Annotated in this window: 16 protein-coding genes; 7 read left to right on the forward strand and 9 right to left on the reverse strand. The window is 42.5% G+C overall.

Annotated features, from left to right (window positions below):
* Positions 1–261 precede the first annotated feature (261 nt).
* The 6 genes from BM243_RS09745 to BM243_RS15495 all read right to left on the reverse strand — a co-directional run bounded on the left by BM243_RS09745 (position 262) and on the right by BM243_RS15495 (position 4,740).
* On the reverse strand, positions 262–1,452 hold the full coding sequence (locus BM243_RS09745; RefSeq protein WP_074912186.1) for an MFS transporter: 1,191 nt from the start codon (positions 1,450–1,452) through the stop codon (positions 262–264).
* A gap of 121 nt (positions 1,453–1,573) precedes the next feature.
* Positions 1,574–2,272 (reverse strand): GntR family transcriptional regulator, encoded by a 699-nt coding sequence (locus BM243_RS09750; RefSeq protein WP_083422736.1) that lies wholly within the window; start codon positions 2,270–2,272, stop codon positions 1,574–1,576.
* A 36-nt stretch (positions 2,273–2,308) separates the two neighbouring features.
* The gene (gene kduI / locus BM243_RS09755) at positions 2,309–3,145 is read right to left on the reverse strand and encodes a 5-dehydro-4-deoxy-D-glucuronate isomerase (protein WP_074912187.1); all 837 of its coding nucleotides are present in this window, start codon (positions 3,143–3,145) and stop codon (positions 2,309–2,311) included.
* A gap of 56 nt (positions 3,146–3,201) precedes the next feature.
* Entirely contained in the window at positions 3,202–3,957 is a 756-nt protein-coding gene (gene kduD / locus BM243_RS09760) for a 2-dehydro-3-deoxy-D-gluconate 5-dehydrogenase KduD (RefSeq protein WP_083422737.1), read from the reverse strand.
* Between the two features lie 220 nt (positions 3,958–4,177).
* The gene (locus tag BM243_RS09765; protein ID WP_074912188.1) at positions 4,178–4,471 is read right to left on the reverse strand and encodes a hypothetical protein; all 294 of its coding nucleotides are present in this window, start codon (positions 4,469–4,471) and stop codon (positions 4,178–4,180) included.
* Between the two features lie 137 nt (positions 4,472–4,608).
* Complete coding sequence (locus BM243_RS15495) at positions 4,609–4,740, reverse strand: hypothetical protein (protein ID WP_278335456.1); 132 nt, start codon at positions 4,738–4,740, stop codon at positions 4,609–4,611.
* 351 nt (positions 4,741–5,091) lie between these two features.
* On the opposite strand from BM243_RS15495, the gene BM243_RS09770 reads away from it, so the two are divergent.
* Entirely contained in the window at positions 5,092–6,045 is a 954-nt protein-coding gene (locus BM243_RS09770; protein ID WP_074912189.1) for a helix-turn-helix domain-containing protein, read from the forward strand.
* Between the two features lie 107 nt (positions 6,046–6,152).
* Here the strand turns inward: BM243_RS09770 and BM243_RS09775 are convergent, their stop codons facing one another.
* Positions 6,153–7,964 carry an LTA synthase family protein gene (locus BM243_RS09775; RefSeq protein WP_074912190.1) on the reverse strand — a complete coding sequence of 604 codons (1,812 nt, stop codon included), beginning with the start codon at positions 7,962–7,964 and terminating at the stop codon, positions 6,153–6,155.
* A 541-nt stretch (positions 7,965–8,505) separates the two neighbouring features.
* Here BM243_RS09775 and BM243_RS09780 point away from each other — a divergent pair.
* From BM243_RS09780 to BM243_RS09805, 6 genes are all read left to right on the forward strand, one after another.
* Positions 8,506–9,021 (forward strand): sigma-70 family RNA polymerase sigma factor, encoded by a 516-nt coding sequence (locus BM243_RS09780; RefSeq protein WP_074912191.1) that lies wholly within the window; start codon positions 8,506–8,508, stop codon positions 9,019–9,021.
* On the forward strand, positions 9,008–10,408 hold the full coding sequence (locus BM243_RS09785; RefSeq protein ID WP_074912192.1) for a hypothetical protein: 1,401 nt from the start codon (positions 9,008–9,010) through the stop codon (positions 10,406–10,408). The genes BM243_RS09780 and BM243_RS09785 overlap by 14 nt, the downstream gene beginning before the upstream one ends.
* A complete protein-coding gene (locus tag BM243_RS09790) occupies positions 10,409–10,651 on the forward strand; it encodes a hypothetical protein (protein ID WP_074912193.1) in 243 nt (80 codons plus the stop codon).
* Positions 10,652–10,689: 38 nt separating this feature from the next.
* The gene (locus BM243_RS09795) at positions 10,690–11,241 is read left to right on the forward strand and encodes a hypothetical protein (RefSeq protein ID WP_074912194.1); all 552 of its coding nucleotides are present in this window, start codon (positions 10,690–10,692) and stop codon (positions 11,239–11,241) included.
* Positions 11,242–11,424: 183 nt separating this feature from the next.
* Positions 11,425–11,940: an RNA polymerase sigma factor gene (locus tag BM243_RS09800; RefSeq protein ID WP_074912195.1), complete on the forward strand. Its 516-nt coding sequence runs from the start codon at positions 11,425–11,427 to the stop codon at positions 11,938–11,940.
* On the forward strand, positions 11,927–13,276 hold the full coding sequence (locus tag BM243_RS09805) for a DUF4179 domain-containing protein (RefSeq protein WP_074912196.1): 1,350 nt from the start codon (positions 11,927–11,929) through the stop codon (positions 13,274–13,276). The genes BM243_RS09800 and BM243_RS09805 overlap by 14 nt, the downstream gene beginning before the upstream one ends.
* 92 nt (positions 13,277–13,368) lie before the next feature.
* On the opposite strand, the gene BM243_RS09810 is transcribed toward BM243_RS09805, so the two are convergent.
* Together BM243_RS09810 and BM243_RS09815 are read right to left on the reverse strand one after the other, a co-directional pair.
* Positions 13,369–15,411, reverse strand: coding sequence for a thioredoxin domain-containing protein (locus BM243_RS09810; RefSeq protein ID WP_177213501.1), 2,043 nt, complete (start codon positions 15,409–15,411; stop codon positions 13,369–13,371).
* A 378-nt stretch (positions 15,412–15,789) separates the two neighbouring features.
* Complete coding sequence (locus BM243_RS09815; RefSeq protein ID WP_177213502.1) at positions 15,790–16,872, reverse strand: GGDEF domain-containing protein; 1,083 nt, start codon at positions 16,870–16,872, stop codon at positions 15,790–15,792.
* Positions 16,873–16,923 lie beyond the last annotated feature (51 nt).

Here is a 16,923-nt window from a genome sequence, read left to right on the forward strand (position 1 = left end):
TCATATCTTGCTTCATCTGGATGTAAAAACACTCATACACTCAACATATCGGAGACTTCTTATGAATGTTAATATCTAAACAGCATGAAACAGTGCAAAATGTGAACTTCTTTCTCGTGTGAAGCATATAGGATAGAGATACCCATAAAAATTATCGAGAAAAGTTAAGGAAATTGAAAAATTCCATAAAAAAGAACCAGATGATGCATATCATATGCTTCACTCTGGTTCTTCCATTTTTATCGCTATGAATTCTGAGTATTAGGCTGCTTTTGCTCTTTTTTTCCCTTCCATAAGAGAGAACATCACCAGGACCATCATGAGAATCAGCACCACCACAATGGCACTCATCCCCGCAAAAATACCAAAGGCATCCGAGAGAGCGCCTGTGAGAATCGGCATTACAATGGCTCCTATGCCTCCTAGTACCAGGAGAACCCCCATGGCCATGGGATATTCTTTAATGGTTTTGCCTACCTTCGAAACTGTAGTGGGATAGATGCCCGCCATGGAAAGTCCAATGCCGAAGATGGCTATGGTAATCACCGTGACATTTCGGGTGGCAAGAAGGAGGAAATAAAACAGCACTGTGCTTGTGGTGGTCACAAGAAGGATGGTTTCCTTCCTGATCCGGTCACCGAAATAACTGACAGTGATTCTTCCGATGAGAACTGCCAGCCACAGCATGGATGCAAGAAACTGCGCATAGCCGATGGTCATGATTTTCGAATCCACAAAGTACTTCACAATCCATCCGTTGATGGTGGCTTCCCCAGCAAGATAGAAAAACAGGATCCCTGCATGGACCCAAAACACTCGGGATTTCAGAAAATCATACCCCCCTCCTTTTCCTTTCACCTGGACTTTTTCCTGCATCTCCATTCTGGAGAAGAAGAAAAGGGAAAGGCTTGTAAGAAGAATAATGATGACAGCACTCATTCTCCAGCCGTCATTGCCCAGAATCCTTGTGGAAACCATGGCAAGAATTGGCGCAAGAATCGCTCCCACAGCAAATACGCTGTGAAGAAAGCTCAGCGCAGCCGGACTGCTGTTGGACACCTCATTGACCATGGTGTTGTTGAAGTTGCTGACACTTCCACGGCTGATTCCTGTGAAAAGAAAAGCCAAAAGAAGAAGCAGCGGACTTCCTGTGAAAATCATCAGGGTGAACCCTAAGGTCACAAAGGAAGATAAAAACACAATGGATCTTTTTCTGCCAAGATACATAGGCAGCACGCCTGCAACGAACCCTGAAATGAGATTGCCCACTGAGTGCGCTGAAATCAGCGATCCACTTAGTGTATCTGAAAGATTGTACTCTACACTGATCATGGGCAAAAGCGACCCCATGATCATGGCAAAAATGCCGTTGACAAAAAACACATAAAACACCGCGTTCAAAACAGAGCGGTCTTTCTGATCCAGCCTCGTATAAAAATTCTGTTTATCCATGAACTCAACTATCCCCGTTCTTTCTTTTTCTTTCTATACCGAGAGATTTCTCTCTCTGTGACAAAGGCAGACCTCCATCAAAAGGTCCACCTTCGTCATCTTTTCATTTAATATTTTGATACTATGTATTGTCTTCTATGAAGTACTCTTTGTACTCCCCATGAATTTTGTCTCCCAGCCGGTTGATCCCCCCATAAAGATGTTTTGCGATCTTTTTCTCTACCAGCTCTTCTTTGCCCTCTTCTATAATCTGAACAAGTTCCACATGTTCCTCGTAGATGGTTTGGAAATCTTTCACCACCACGATATCCAGCATACGGAACCTTTTGTAGTGTACGAGCATTCTCTCGATTTCTTCCCAGACGAACTCTTTGCCCGTGAAGCGGAACCAGATGGCATGAAACTCTGCATCCATGGCATAGAACTCTTCCGGTGTGAACTCCTCTGAAAGAAGATCCTCCTGGTCTCTCAGACTTCTTTTCAGCTCTTTGAGAAACCTCTCATTCTTCTTGTTCATCGCTTCTTTCATCACTTTTTCCTCAATGGCGCAGCGCATGAAAATAATCTGTTCGATTTTCTCGAAATCAAGAAGAGATACAAAACTGGCTTTGTAGGGTATGGAATGGATGAGTCCATCATCTCTCAGTCGTTGAAGCACATGCCTGCTGGGCGTTCTAGAAATCCCGTATTTTTCGCAGATTCCTTGCTCCGTCACCGGAGTGCCTGGCTTCATATGGAGGTTCAGGATATCTTTTTTCATTTCCTCGTAGACATCATCCCCCATGGTATTCAGTTTGAACATACTGTTTCTGTCTTTCATCTAACTCATCCCTTCTGATAAGGGAAGCAACTTCCCTTATCTTAAATCCGCCATGGCCACATGGTCCATATCGGTAAACTCAATATTTTCTCCACACATGCCCCAGATGAAGGTGTACTTTCCAGTGGCCACCCCGCTGTGGATGGACCAGCTGGGAGAAATCACAGCCTGCTCATTTTTCATGATGATGTGTCTCGTTTCCTGTGGTTCGCCCATCATATGGAAGACTCTGTCTTCTTCCTTCAGATTGAAGTAGAAGTATACTTCCATTCTTCTTTCATGGGTGTGACATGGCATGGTATTCCATACACTGCCCGCTTCAAAACTGGTCATGCCCATGACCAGCTGACAGCTTTCACAGACATCTGGATGTACGTACTGATTGATGGTTCTCTTGTTGAGGTTCTCGTCGCTGCCAAGATGCACTTTCTTCGCATCCGCCAGGGTAATGAGCCTTGTGCTGTATGCATGATGGGCTGGTGCGCTGTTGAAATAAAACTTTGCAGGATTATTTCCATCCAGGCTTTCAAAGACCACTTCTTCCGTACCCATGCCAATGTAGAGTCCATCACTATTCTCCATGGTGAAGACTTTTCCGTCAAGAAGAACCTTTCCAGGCCCGCCTACATTAATGACTCCGGCTTCTCTTCTTTCAAAGAAAAACTTTGTGCCCAGCTCTTTGGTGCTTCCAAGCTCCACTTTATTCTCCACAGGCAGAATGCCCCCGGCGATGATGCGGTCATTATGTGAATACACAAAATTTGCCTCGTCTTTTACAAACACTTCTTCGATGAGGTAATGGCTTCTCAGCTCCTCTGTGGTGTAGAGCATGGAGTCCATAGGATGTGTTGCATATCTTGTTTCAAGTTTCATAATCTTGTTCCTCCTAAAATCTATTATGTACAATCTGATTTCTTATAATTTTCTTTCTATCTGGCCAGCCAGCCGCCATCCACTGCCATGGTAAATCCATTCATGTAAGAGGAAGCTTCTGAAGCCAGGAAGATGCATGGACCTGCCATATCTTCAGGTGTTCCCCAGCGTCCCTGGGGGATTCTTCCTAGAATCTCTTCGTTTCTCTTCTCATCTTTCCTGAGGGCGTCGGTGTTGTCTGTTGCCATGTAACCCGGTGCTATGGCGTTGACATGGATGCCATATTTTGCCCACTCATTGGCCATGGCCATGGTCAGTCCCTTGATACCGGATTTACTGGAAGTGTAGGACGGCACACGGATTCCGCCCTGGAAAGAAAGCATGGAGGCAATGTTGATGATCTTGCCGCCTGTCCCTTGTTTTATGAACTCTTTTGCACAAGCCTGGGAAAGGAAGAACACAGTCTTCAGATTGATGTTCATCACATCATCCCAATCTTTCTCTGTGAAACTGATGGCATCTTCTCTTCGGATAATCCCCGCATTGTTCACGAGAATATCCACCTTACCAAACTCTTCTACTGCTCTAAGAAGAATGTCCGGAATCGGCTCAGTCTTTGTAAGATCAGCCTGGATCCCTAAAAACCTTCTACCTTCCATCTTTATGAGTTCCTCTGTTTCCGTTAAGGAAGTAGAACCAACGCCTACAATATCTGCTCCCGCCTTAGCCAGCGCCACTGCAATTCCTTGCCCAAGGCCTGTTCTTGCTCCAGTCACAATGGCTACTTTTCCTTCTAATGAAAATAAATTCATGATAAACCCCCTCAAATTGTATTCATGGTATACAATGTATACAATCAGTGTAACCGAAATCATGGATGAGGTCAAATACTACACTGCAGAATTTTCAAATTTGTCACAATGCCAGCTCACCATGCATGTTCCCACAAAAAAAGAAAATCACTGGCAGAGACCTGCTTGCCAGTGACTTTCCTATGGGCAACAATCAAAAGAAGAGAGGATCTTCTATGACTTAGATGACGAGGGAATTTTCATAAGGGGTGTGGCTGCGTTCCAGAAATTCCATAAAATTCTCTTCTCTGATGGTGGTCCTGGACACATAAAATAAATGCTCATACTGTCTCATCAGACGTTGGGATGAACTCTCCCTGCGCCTTACAATCATCATTTCACGACTGGATAGAATTACTTCCTCAAGAATCATTTCGCCTTCCAGAAAATAGCATAGAAGCAAAGATCCCTTTCTATAAAGTGCTTGATTCAGTTCCTGATTCATGAGAATTCGTTCTAGATACACACCATCCAAAAAAATACGACTCCTTTCTGACTTAGATACACGTACGCGCCCATTTGTTTTGCTGCAGCTTCTTCCGTAAGCCAGCAGCTTCTTACACTAAAGTTCCTGCTGCCTCATAGGTTGAAAGCTCAAGAACTGAGCCATACCTACTTTCTTACCTCAACTCGCATAATGTTGAACATTCTAGGAATGTCATTTTCGCCAGCGTAAGTATTCATCGAAAAGAGCAGCGATGCCAGCATTACTCCCATGAGGATTTTAGCGATTGTCTTTTTCATTCCGTAACACTCCTTTAATTGGTATTCTTTGTTACCTACACTATAGGAGAAAAACGGAAGGAAAAAACACGCACTTCTTCTGGATTTCAAGGGTTTTGGCAGAGTTTTTCAAGAATAAAGGACCCTCATGTTTAATGCCTATTAAACATAGTCTGATACCGTTCTTATTGTGTTCTTTAAGTGAGCAATTCCGAAATTTGACTACAAATCAAATTGAACACTACTGTTCAATTTTTCCCCCGGGACTCAGAAAAGAATTTCTGAAAAAACAGAGAAATTCGCTCTGCAAGATATACAAAGGCAATGCACATCATTAAAATAAAAGTAGTGATACGGATTTGGAGGTGCACTATGTTCATCAGTTACAACTTGGAGGCTTTTGGCGACAAACTGAAAGAACTCCGGAGAGATTTAGGATACAGTCAGCGGGAACTGGAAAAACAAAGCGGCATCAGCTCGGATACCCTTCGTAGAATTGAAAAAGGGGAGGTCATCCCAAGGTATGAGACCCTGGAACTTCTCTCCAGCCTCTATAAAGAAGATTTACTGGAACTTCTGAAAGAAAGCCGTTCTCATAAGATGCTCACGGAATACTATGATGCTCTGGACGATATCATCACCACCTACAATGATGAGAAAATGCGGGCTTTGGAGAAAGAAATACGTGACAGTTTTAAAGAGAATAAAGATCTTGTTTTCATCAATCCCAATGAAGTCATCCAGCTTCTGCTCCTCATTAGAGGTGCAGCGCTGTATCATTCCCGCTTCGAGAGCGATAAAACCGATGCCAAGAACATTCTTCTGGATGCTCTGCGTCTTACGCAGCCTTCCTTCAATATTACACAGTTTATGACCTACAAATACAGCTTTATTGAGCTGCGTATACTTCTTCTCTATGCCATTTTACTGGCGGAAGAGAAAGAACTTTCTCTCAGCACCAAAATTCTTTATTTCATCCTGGAGAGACTGAAAAAAGGTGCACCAACGCCCTACCAGATGTTTCTGCTTGTGAAAATCTACACCAACATCTGCTACAACTATCACCTGGAGGATGCCCATAAAAAAGTGCTTCTTGTGGCAGATGAAGCGCTGGCTTTTTGCCTGGAGAAGGAAACCACCCATGGACTCAATTCGCTCTATTACAGAAAAGGCATTGCCGAGTACCATCTGAAAAACAAAAACTATATGTCTTCTCTCTTCCGGTCCTTCTTTATTCTGAAGCTCACTGGAAAAGAGGATCTTCTGGCTATCTATCAGAAAGTGACCAAAGATCAGTATGGCATTGAGATTCCCATGGAGTATTAAGATATGACAGAAGAAGAGCGTATGCTACGGCACCAAAAAGGCAGCCGGCATACGCTCTCTATATTTCATCGTCTTCTATCAGTTCAAGGTACGTCAGGGCGTTACGGTTAATGGGACTTGTTTTTCTCTTCTTCCACCATTTGAGTGTTCGGCGTGATATCCACATCTTTTTCAGCTGCTCTGAAGTAATCTCCCGTGATGATAAGGTTGGATATATATGGTGCATTGAAAAGATGGTCGTAATCTTTGGGATCACCAAGGACTTCTCCTGTGGCCATGACCACAGAGCCCTCTCCTTCTCTGAACAGATTGCTGCCCATCACTTTATCGGTGTAGAGATCTTCGTCGACACCCAGAAGATACAGGATGGTTGGCAGCATATCCACTTGTCCACCTAATGTGTTGATTTCCATTTCTTCCATACCAGGAATATGGATGAAGAATGGGAGCTTCTTCTCGTTGTCAGGCAAGTTGGAGTCATGATACTTATGAACACCTTCGTGGTCACCAAAAACGATGAGGGCTGTATTCTCCAGCTCTCCCTTTGCTTCCAGCTCTTTATAGAACTCACCCAGATAGTGGTCGGTATAGTGGATACTCTCTAAGTATCCAGCATCATGGTTGTCCCATGGAATACCCAGATATCTGTGCTCCTCCTCTATGGTAAAAGGTGTATGGGAGGTCACTGTCATAACGTAGGAGTAGTATGGCTTAGTCGATCTCTCTATTTCCTTCACAGACTGTTTAAAGAGAGACTCATCCAAAATACCAAGGCCACTGTAACGTTTGTCTTCAAAAAGCTCTTCATCCACATACCGTTCAATGCCGATATTCGGATAAACAATGTCTCTGTTCCAGAAGGCCGCCATATCACCATGAATGGCTGATGTTTCATATCCTTCATTCTTTAAAAGCTTTGGAAGACCGAAATACTCATTTTCTCCATAGCTCATAAATGCGCTGCCCTTCTGGGTAGGATACAGGCCTGTGTTGAACATCAGCTCCGCATCGGAACTGACACCTTCCTGAATCTGCTCTCTCACGTTGGTGAAATTGATGCTGTTTTTTATCAGTTTATTGAGGTTCGGAGTAATTTCCTGTCCCTGCCAGGTGTAATCCAGCGCAAAGCTTTCCAGCGATTCAAAATGAACCACGATGAGATTCTTTCCAGCAAGAAGGCCTTTCAGATCCTTATATTCATCCGCTACACTGAAGTGGGATGCATTTTCGTCATACCAGCCTTCAATGGAAGCAATCTCCTCTTCATTGAGCTTTTTTACACTGTCTCTGATAAAAGTGGCCAAGTTGACCATGTGGTTTCCCACCGGGGATAACAGAAGTGCATGATTTTCGTAATTTTCGATTCCTGCTGTCTTTCTCACGGTCATAAACTGTGTCACCATGAGCATAAAGCTCAAAGCGAAGGCAGTGCCAAACAGGCCCCATCTCTTCATGCGGAGTTCTCTGTTTTTTTGACGGATGGACTTTCCAATGACCTTCTTGGACTTCAGCATGATATACAGGAAAAATGGAAGATCCACAAAAACCAGGAAATTGAGGTTCATAAAGTACTCACTGGTGCTTGCTGCAAACTCTGGGCTGATGTTCTTGAGATACAGCACATAGAAACTGAACAGCCTGTTCAGTCCGTCAAAATAAGTCATATCTGCATAGAACAGAATGGAATACCCTATATTGACAAAGAAAAAGTACCATAATTTTTTCCTGCCCTCAAAGAGGAAAGAAAAAGACACGATCACTAAAATCGGCGCAATACTAAGAAGACTCATCATGAATACCCTTGCACTGGCATCATAAAGGGTCACCAGCAGAAACAGCGACTTTCCATATAAAATCGCTCCTAGAAGAAGCGGCAGTGTCCATTTGTTCTGTGTAAGTTTTTTAATCAGATTGTCCATTCTTTTCACCCCACGTAAGTCATTCCTTACATTCTCAACCTTACTATACCAAAATTCATCTGCCTGTGGTCGTTTTCAAAGGCAGTTTAAGAATAGATTCAAGGTTCTTTAAGTATTCAGAAACAATGTTCATGGAATTTGTAAAATAACCCAAAAACCCTTGATCCTGAATGAATATCTTCACTAGAAACCTTTTTTCTATTGCTCAATTAGAATGTCTCAATGTTTTACATTTCTTTTCAACGATTACTAATTATACAACTTCAACATGGAAATACAATTCATTTTTTCTGAATTTTTCTTGATGTTTTGAACTCAACTTCATATATTTATTATTTTGATACATAATAGAACATATTCTATGAATAATACTGAGGGTAGATGGACCTCCCATGTTTGTTGCTTGCATCTTCTATCTATACACTTTTCTATCTTCCCTTTATCCTTCTTTTGATATTATTTATAATGAATCAAGAAAATATGCTGATTCGAAATAAAAAACATACAGTTACGACTCTAATAGACAAAGGGGGATGATCACTTGGGGATTTTCCAGAATAAGAACAGAAAAAAAGACCTCTTCCTCGCATTGGTAACCAGTGAAAAAACTCATCTGTACAGAATCGCCTTTGCATATCTCGGACATGAAGATGATGCTCTAGACGCTGTGGATGAATCCATCTTCCTTGGGCTTATCCATCTTAGAAAGCTGAAAAAAGAAGAGTATATGAAAACATGGCTCATAAGAATCCTCATCAATGAATGTAAAAGAGTTCTAAGAAATCGGAATAGACTTGTGGTCAGCGAAGAGGTTCCTGATACGATATCTCCTTCTCAAGAGAAAGACTTAGCACTTCAGATGAGTGTGGAAGCACTACCAGAGGAACTGAAAGAAATCATTCTTCTGCGCTACTACGGAGACTTAACCGTGAAAGATACAGCTGAACTCTTATCTATCCCGCAAGGCACCGTGGCTACCAGAACCAAAAAGGCACTGTCACTTCTAAAAGAAGATCTCACAAAAGAGGAAGGAGGGAGTCTTTATGAGAACTGTTGAGCATAGGCTGAAAAGCTCCGCAGAGAACAGCATTGAAATTCCACTATCTCTAAACCGGATAGAAGAAAGAACTCTAGAAAGATACAAGACTCATCTTCGGATAAAAAGAGCAAAAAGTTTCTCCTTATCTTTCATAGGCCTACTTCTTTTTCTCTTCTACAGTGCCAACAGCACACTTTCTTTTGCTCAAAACCTGAAGTCCGTCCCTTTGTTATCGGAGCTTCTGGAAGTCTTCAGATTTGAAGATGAAAGTAAGGATGCTGTCCAGGAAATTGGTATGATTCTTTCAAATGAAAAATCCGAGGTGCACCTTCAGTATGTTCTTTCCGACGCGAAACGCCTCATTCTGTATTTTCAGTTTCCGGAAGGAATCACGCTTAATGACCATGATCTCATTGAACTAACAGTACTGCAGGCTTATGACGCTGCAACGAACGAAAACATCAGTGAATTTTTCCATCCTTCCAGTTACCAGTTTGCCGGCAGTTTTGAGGAAGACAACAGATATCTATGGCTGAATGGCGCTCTTCCTCCTGATTCAGAGGAAACCTTACCCGAAAATCTTGGAATGAAGATTCACATTGAACTACAGAGAAGGACATTTGATCAGAAAATGGAAATTACAGAGGTTCTTGATCTGGGTGAGTTTCACTTTGAAATCCCGCTGACAAAGACCAGACGTGTAAATAAACTGCCTGTGAAAGAGTCTTTCTCTCTTTTTGATGTGCCCATGGAACTGGAGTCCATTGAAAACAGCCTCTTGGGCCAGTCCCTTCTATGGAAACAGAAAGACTCGTCTCAATATAGAATCAAGCAGCTCTTAGGCAAAGTTGAAGATGCAGATACTGGGGTTCTACTTTCAGACTCTTTGATGACTGGCTATTATAACGAGAAGACTGGGCAATTTACCACCGGCTATGGCAATGTGGACAAAGAAGGAACAAAAAGACTCAAAATTACTGTTCTTGGTGCAAATCTCATGCCAAGAGTATCCGAAAACATCACCATAGATTTGGAAAACCAGACCCTCGTAAATGAAGTGAAAGAAGTCGAACTGGTACGGGTCAACCGAAGAGAAAACCGCACAGAGCTTCTCTTCAAGTTCACGCCAAAGATCAAGCCCAATGGCGTTTCCTTCGGCGTGTTCTGGAACGAATATATCGATGAATCAGGTGATTTGCATAGGTTTGATCGTACGTCTTATAGTGGCAATGCTGATCTATTTTTCATCGAGGGCCTAATTGCAGATAAAAAACTCTCCGGCCAAATCACCATCAAACAATGGGGACTGCAAGGGTACGAAACCTATCTTGAAAAACCACTTGTTATCTATGTGGATGTACCTGAAAAACCATCGCTTCCTGAAATGAGAAAGGAGAAACCCTAAATGAGCTTTAATCATGACTTCAACCGGAACCTCAACGACAGAGCGAAAGCACAAGCTGAAATTCAAGACTTCAGCCGAAGAGAAAAGAATCGGATGGATCTTCCTGATGAATCCAAAAGAGACCATGAAGACTTCTCCTATGCTGCACAAAAAAGAAAAAGAAGACTGGACAAGATCATAGGGATTGCCGCCATCTTTCTCGTACTTTATTTTGTATACTGGTTTCTCACAAATGCTTTATAATAAAGATACCTTTAAATCACTCTAAAGGAGGCCTTATTATGAAGAGAATACAGATACTGACCTTACTGCTTTTTCTTATGCTTCTGATCTCAGGATGCAAGAAAGAAGAAACCCCCTACACAAGAAATATTGTGCTGGAAGGAAGCCATTCTCTTCCTGTTTATGAAAGCAGCTTTACGTATAATTCAGAGCCTCCGGAAGAATTAAGAGCAAAGCTTTTTGCCATTTTCAACAAGGAGAACGCTGCCTTTAACTTTGATAAGGACTATATCATTGTTGACCATAATGGAAAAGATCTTACAGAAGAACTGACAAAGGAAGAGCCTGAGAACTTTTCTGAAATGCAGGCACTGGTCATGAAAATCAAAGAAAATGCCTATCAGATCGTCGATAGAAATAATTACAGAGTAACAACCTTGGAAAAAGAAATGAAAGCGCTTTATCAGGGAAAGAGAAGACTTTTCCCTGGAAACAGCCTTCGGAAGATACTGGAGGACAATAAACAGGCCTACCGGGATGAGGATTATGGGGCCATCAATGTCTACCTCATTCAGAATAAAATCACGGTCTATATGCCCTTAGAGCCCTAGACTAAATTGAAATTATGATGCTGCTTTCTTTTTTGGCAGCATCTTTTGTTATTCTCATAACACGTTTTGTGATTTTTCTTCATTTTCTATATACTGAAATCAGATTTTAAAAAATAAATAATTTTTCATTTTTTCTCATGGAAAACCACTGCTAAACACTCTAATGGGTAAAGGAGGCGAAGTATGGGTATATTTACAAAAAAGAAACTGGATCCGGATACCTATGTAAAACTCACAGAAGAATACCGGGAAGTCCTCTACCGCATGGCCTACGGATACCTTGGCAGTGAGTCCATGGCCTTGGATGCAGTGGATGAAGCCATTTATTTGGGCTACAAAAACAGAGATTCTATCAAAGAACCAGACTTCACAAAAACCTATCTCACCCGGATTCTTATTCATGAATGTCTGAGGATCCTAAAAAAAGACAAGAAGGTCTACTATACCGATACCCTTCCAGAGCGGGGTGTGGAAGACAATGTCATCTCACTGCCCACAAAGGCCGCCATCTCTTCCCTTCAGGAAGTGCAGCAGCAAGTCATCATTCTTCGTTATTTTGCAGGCTTTACCATTAAAGAAACCGGGGAGATCCTGAGCCTCCCAGAAGGCACTGTTTCCTCTCACACGAGAAAAGCCCTGGAACTTCTTAGAATTGAACTTTCCGATGAGAAAGGAGACCTATCCTATGAGAAAAAATAAAGAACAGTTCGCTAAAGCCATCTCTTCATCCAAAGAGTATCCGGATGCACTCTATCAAAGCACAGAGAGGCTGGAAAAAAGGCTGAAAAAAGAGAGAAGGCAAAAACGAATACTTTTCACCACATTGCCAAGCTTCACTGCAGCCATGCTGTTTGTTATTTTGGTCAATAACAACATCGCTTTTGCCAGATCCTTAAAAGATATTCCAGTTCTCAATAAACTCACAGAATATGTCATGTACAACGCTTCACTGAAGAGCGCAGTGGAAAATGATCACATCCAGTATGTGAACCTGAAAGACACCGATGAGGACCTGACGTTATCCCTTCCCTATGTCATTTCAGACGAGAGAAATCTCATTCTTTTCTTTGATGTACCATCTGATTTTTTAAAGAACGACCATGAAGATGTGATGATTTCCAGGGAAAAAATCACCGATCGGGACACTGGAAAAGTCATTGACAAAGGATACCTCTCTTATTCCAGTTCCCTTGGATATCTTGGGGAATCTGAGGAAACAAGTCATCTGAGTCAGCTGAATATAGATTTTGTAGAAGTGGCCATGCCAAGAAACCTGACAGTGGAAGTGACACTTACAAAATCCTCGCATGAGGGCAGCATCAGCAAAAAACTTGCTGAATATCGCTTTTCTTACGATCTGTCTCTGGAACCCCCGAAGGATCCCAAGATTTATGAACTGAATCAGTCTGTATGGATTGAAGATCAGGAGATTCTTCTGGAAAAGCTCACCCAATACCCCACCATGTCTCTTTTCACTTACAGCATCAAGAACAGCAACACCATGGATATCACAATGTCTATGGATTTCTACAATGACGGTGTACTGACTCCACTTAATACTACTGGCTATCTGACACAGCATGATGACAGTCCTGATGGAAAAACAACCATCACTATGCGGATTCAGGACAACTACTTTAAAGTGCCAAAAGAGAGACTTTTAAAGATTCATTCCTACACCATGGTGCCAAAAGACAGAAAACCACTGGAAGTGAATCTGGAAGAGAAGACATTGGAAGAAAACCCATACGGAATCTTGCTGGAAGATGTCACCATAGAAGACAACGTTACCACCATCACCTTCCATACCACTGAAAATTATCACTCCCTGCCGTTCAGATCCACAAGGGATGGAACAGAAATCATACAGCAGTCCCTCTATACCAGTTACACAGAGGAACTGAACAACAAGACTTATAGTTATGCTTTTCGCGATGTCATTGGTGACTCCCTCTATTTCGATGTAGCAGATGGCCCCTTAAAAACACTTCGTGATCCGATACTGGTTCCAATCCCCATGGAGGTAACCCGATAATTAAAACAAAAGGCTCTGTTTTCCCATTTGCAGCGGGAGAAAACAGAGCCTTTTCTATTACCTTGATATTGATTCTGTTATAGGAAAGTCCGTTAGAACTTCATGAGCGATTCCAGAAGCTCCTCCACTGTCTCCACTGGAAGACTGCAGCTGTGGTCCTTGCAGAAGAACACGGATGCAGCTCCATTTTCTGTTTCTCGTATAAAGGAGAAGATTTTTTCTGATTCTTCTTTCTCCCGAGGATCATGAACCGCCAAAGTGATACCTGTGAGCTCTGTCTTCTGAAGGATTTTCAGCATCTCCCGAAAAACCGGGTCCTCTCTCTTCCCGGAGAGGACGATCTCCCTGGGTCCATGCATCCACACATCATAGGAAAGAAGAATTCCTGAAAACCCTTTGGGGTTTTCTATGATTTCACCTGAAAGCTCCATAAATACCTTCTCCATCACTTGAAGATAACGCTCTTCTCCTGTGAAGCTGTATAGCCTTGCCATGGCACGGACTGCCTCCGAATTGCCTGACGGTGTAGCGGAGTCAAAAATCTCTTCTGCAGGGATACTCAAGGTTTCATGATATTTACCGCTCAGCTGAAACACCTTTCCATTGAAAAACCTTTCAATGATCTGATCACCCAGCTTTTTCCCCAAGGAAAGATACCGCTTCTCCAGAGTATTCTCATAAAGCGCCAGAAGACCATGAAGAACGTGGACATAGCCATCAAGAAATGCTTCTGTCTCCCCTAAGCCTTCCCGATATACACCGTGAAGGATCCCTTTCTCATCGGTCATTTTCTCTTCGATGAAGTTAAAAAGATCTCTAGCAGCATTGGTATAGCGTTTCTCCTCTAAAAGCCTTCCTGCCATAGACAAAGTCTCCAGCACCATTCCATTCCAAGAAGAGAGAATCTTATCATCCATTGCAGGTTGCACCCGCTGTTCTCTGTACATCAACACCTTCTTTCTGGACTCCATAATCGTCTCTGGCTCCTCCTCCAGAAGATCCTGCAGTGGTTTCTCATAGAGGTTCAGGATGTTCTTTCCTTCAAAATTTCCTTTCTCCTCCACACCATAAAAGCGTGCAAACTCCTTTCCTCTTTCTTCTCCAAGGAGAGACAGCAGCTCTTCCTTTTCAAACAGATAGAACTTTCCTTCTTCTCCTTCACTGTCCGCATCCATGGAGGCGTAAAAGGCTCCTTCTCCATCTTTCAAATGCTCCAGAAGAAAATCCAGTGTTCTAACAGAAACCTTCTTATACAGCGCTCTTCCAGTTACTGCATACGCAGAAAGGTACAGCCTTGAAAGAAGAGCGTTGTCATACAGCATCTTTTCAAAATGCGGGATGAGCCATCTTTCATCCACAGCATACCGGTAAAACCCACCACCCGCATGATCAAAGAGTCCGCCCTTATACATACTCATGAGACTTTTTTCCAGCATGTCCAGAGCCTTCTCCTCACCTGTTGTTTTGTAGTACCACAGCAGATAAAAAAGGTGATGGGTCAGCGGGAACTTCGGTGCTTGAAAAAAACCACCCTGATGCTCATCATAAATGGAAATCAGAGAGGCAAAGGCCTTCTTCTGGATCTCATCATCTAGATCTCCTTCTTTCCTTTCTTTCTGCACCGAAAGCACAGCTTCCACAGCAAAGTCCGCAGACGAAAGTACTCTTTCCTTTTCTTCCTGCCACAGTGCTGTGATCCTTGCAAGGACTTCCAAAAGGCCCATATGCTGTCCTTTGGTTTCTTTTGGCAGATAGGTGGCTGCAAAGAAGGGCTTTCTCTCCGGTGTCAGAATAAGGGTCATGGGCCATCCCCCATCCCCCGTCATGGCCTGGCAGAAACTCATATGGACGTGATCCACATCCGGCCGTTCTTCCTTATCTACCTTCACAGAGACAAAATAGCGGTTCAGCACCTCAGCCACGTCCAGATCTTCAAAGGACTCCCTTTCCATCACATGGCACCAGTGACAGGAAGCGTATCCTATGGAAAGAAAGATGGGCTTATCTTCTTTCCTTGCTTTTTCAAAAGCTTCTTCTCCCCAGGGATACCAGTCCACCGGATTCAAAGCATGATGTCTGAGATAGGGCGATTTCTCCAAGGCCAGTCTATTCATTTTTCGATCCATATGAGCCATCTGATTACTCTCCTTTATTGATACAAGTACAATCTGGAACTGTTTCTTTACATCATACTCAAAAAATATTGCTGTTTTGTGAAGTACAAGTTCTGTTTCCATATCGAAGATCCGTTTTGTTAATAAAATAACGTTTTCAGCATGGGTATTTCATGTTCTAATTTCATTGGAATAGAATAGTACAGAATAATCCTCAGTATTTCAGGATTTTTTCGTGATTCACTCTTTACATTTGCAGTAAATAATGTTAAAGTATTAACAAATAGGTCGCCAACAAGCCTATTTTCATATGTATCTCCCTAACGCATACATGAAAAAAAACTCTTCCCTACACCAGAAGAGTTTTTTTTATGCGTTTTTTTAGTTATTCTGCTGAATCTAAGCTTCTTTTGTCTCTTTACACCTTTTTTTGTCCTTGTACATTTCCATATCCGCAACATCCAGAAGTTTTCTTAGACTGCTGTTCTGATATTCCTTGGAAAAAGCATACCCCATGGCATAGCTGACACTGATGGCATAATTTGTTGGATTATTTTTCAGTGCAATCTGTTCGGCTCCTAAAGCTTCAGTGAAAGTATGGATTTCTTCCTCCGTTGTGTTCCGAAGAATCCCCATGAACTCATCACCAGCAATTCTTCCCACAAACATCCCCTTTGGTGCAGCACGCCGAAGGATGGTTGCAAAGCTTGAAATGAGAAGATCTCCATAACTGTGGCCCAATGTGTCATTCACTTCTTTGAGATTGTTGAGATCAAACATGAAACAACAGACCGCTTCTTTTTCACCAAGGATCTCCCCTTTGGAAAGCTCATGTTCGCAGCTTCTCCTGTTTGGCAGTCCGGTATTCAGGTCCATATAGGCAATGGCATTGAGCTTCTTATTGAGTTTTACCTCTCCAATGATCTGCATACAAAGGACCACTAATATCATGCTGAGCATGAGGATCAGAAGAATTTCGTAGGTCAAAAGTCTGGATGCAAGGTTTTCTGAATAGCTTTCGGCTGCATCCACAGCTTGATCCGCATGGGTAAAGAACAGCTCACTTATTTCATAAAGAAAAGGCTCTGTATCCGGATTTTCCCGGTAAATCAGGATGTTTCTTTTCAGATCTTCCCAACCAGATGCTAAAACTTCCAGTTTCTCCCGATAATATTCATTCGTGATCGGCGTAATCTTATAAGTGCTTTCTCCATGGGTCAGCCCACCCATGATCTCATCCAGACGAGCCATATCGGCATCACCTCGAATGCCTGTGAACTCTTTCTTGATAAGCCTCTGGCTTGCCCCTCGAACCAATCCAGTATAGTTGATGACTCTCCCTGTTCCCTGTATTTTGTGGATGGTGATCATCATCATGCTGAAAAGGAACATGGTAAGTATCAGTGATACTCCCATGAATACCAGGAGCTTCACTCTCTTTTTTCTTGCTTTTAGCCTCTCAATATTGGTTATGTCTTCCATCATTCTCTCCGATTTCTTTTAATCTTAATTACTTTATGCCATCTCCACGGT

The organism is Proteiniclasticum ruminis (assembly GCF_900115135.1).
Taxonomy (GTDB): domain Bacteria; phylum Bacillota; class Clostridia; order Clostridiales; family Clostridiaceae; genus Proteiniclasticum; species Proteiniclasticum ruminis_A.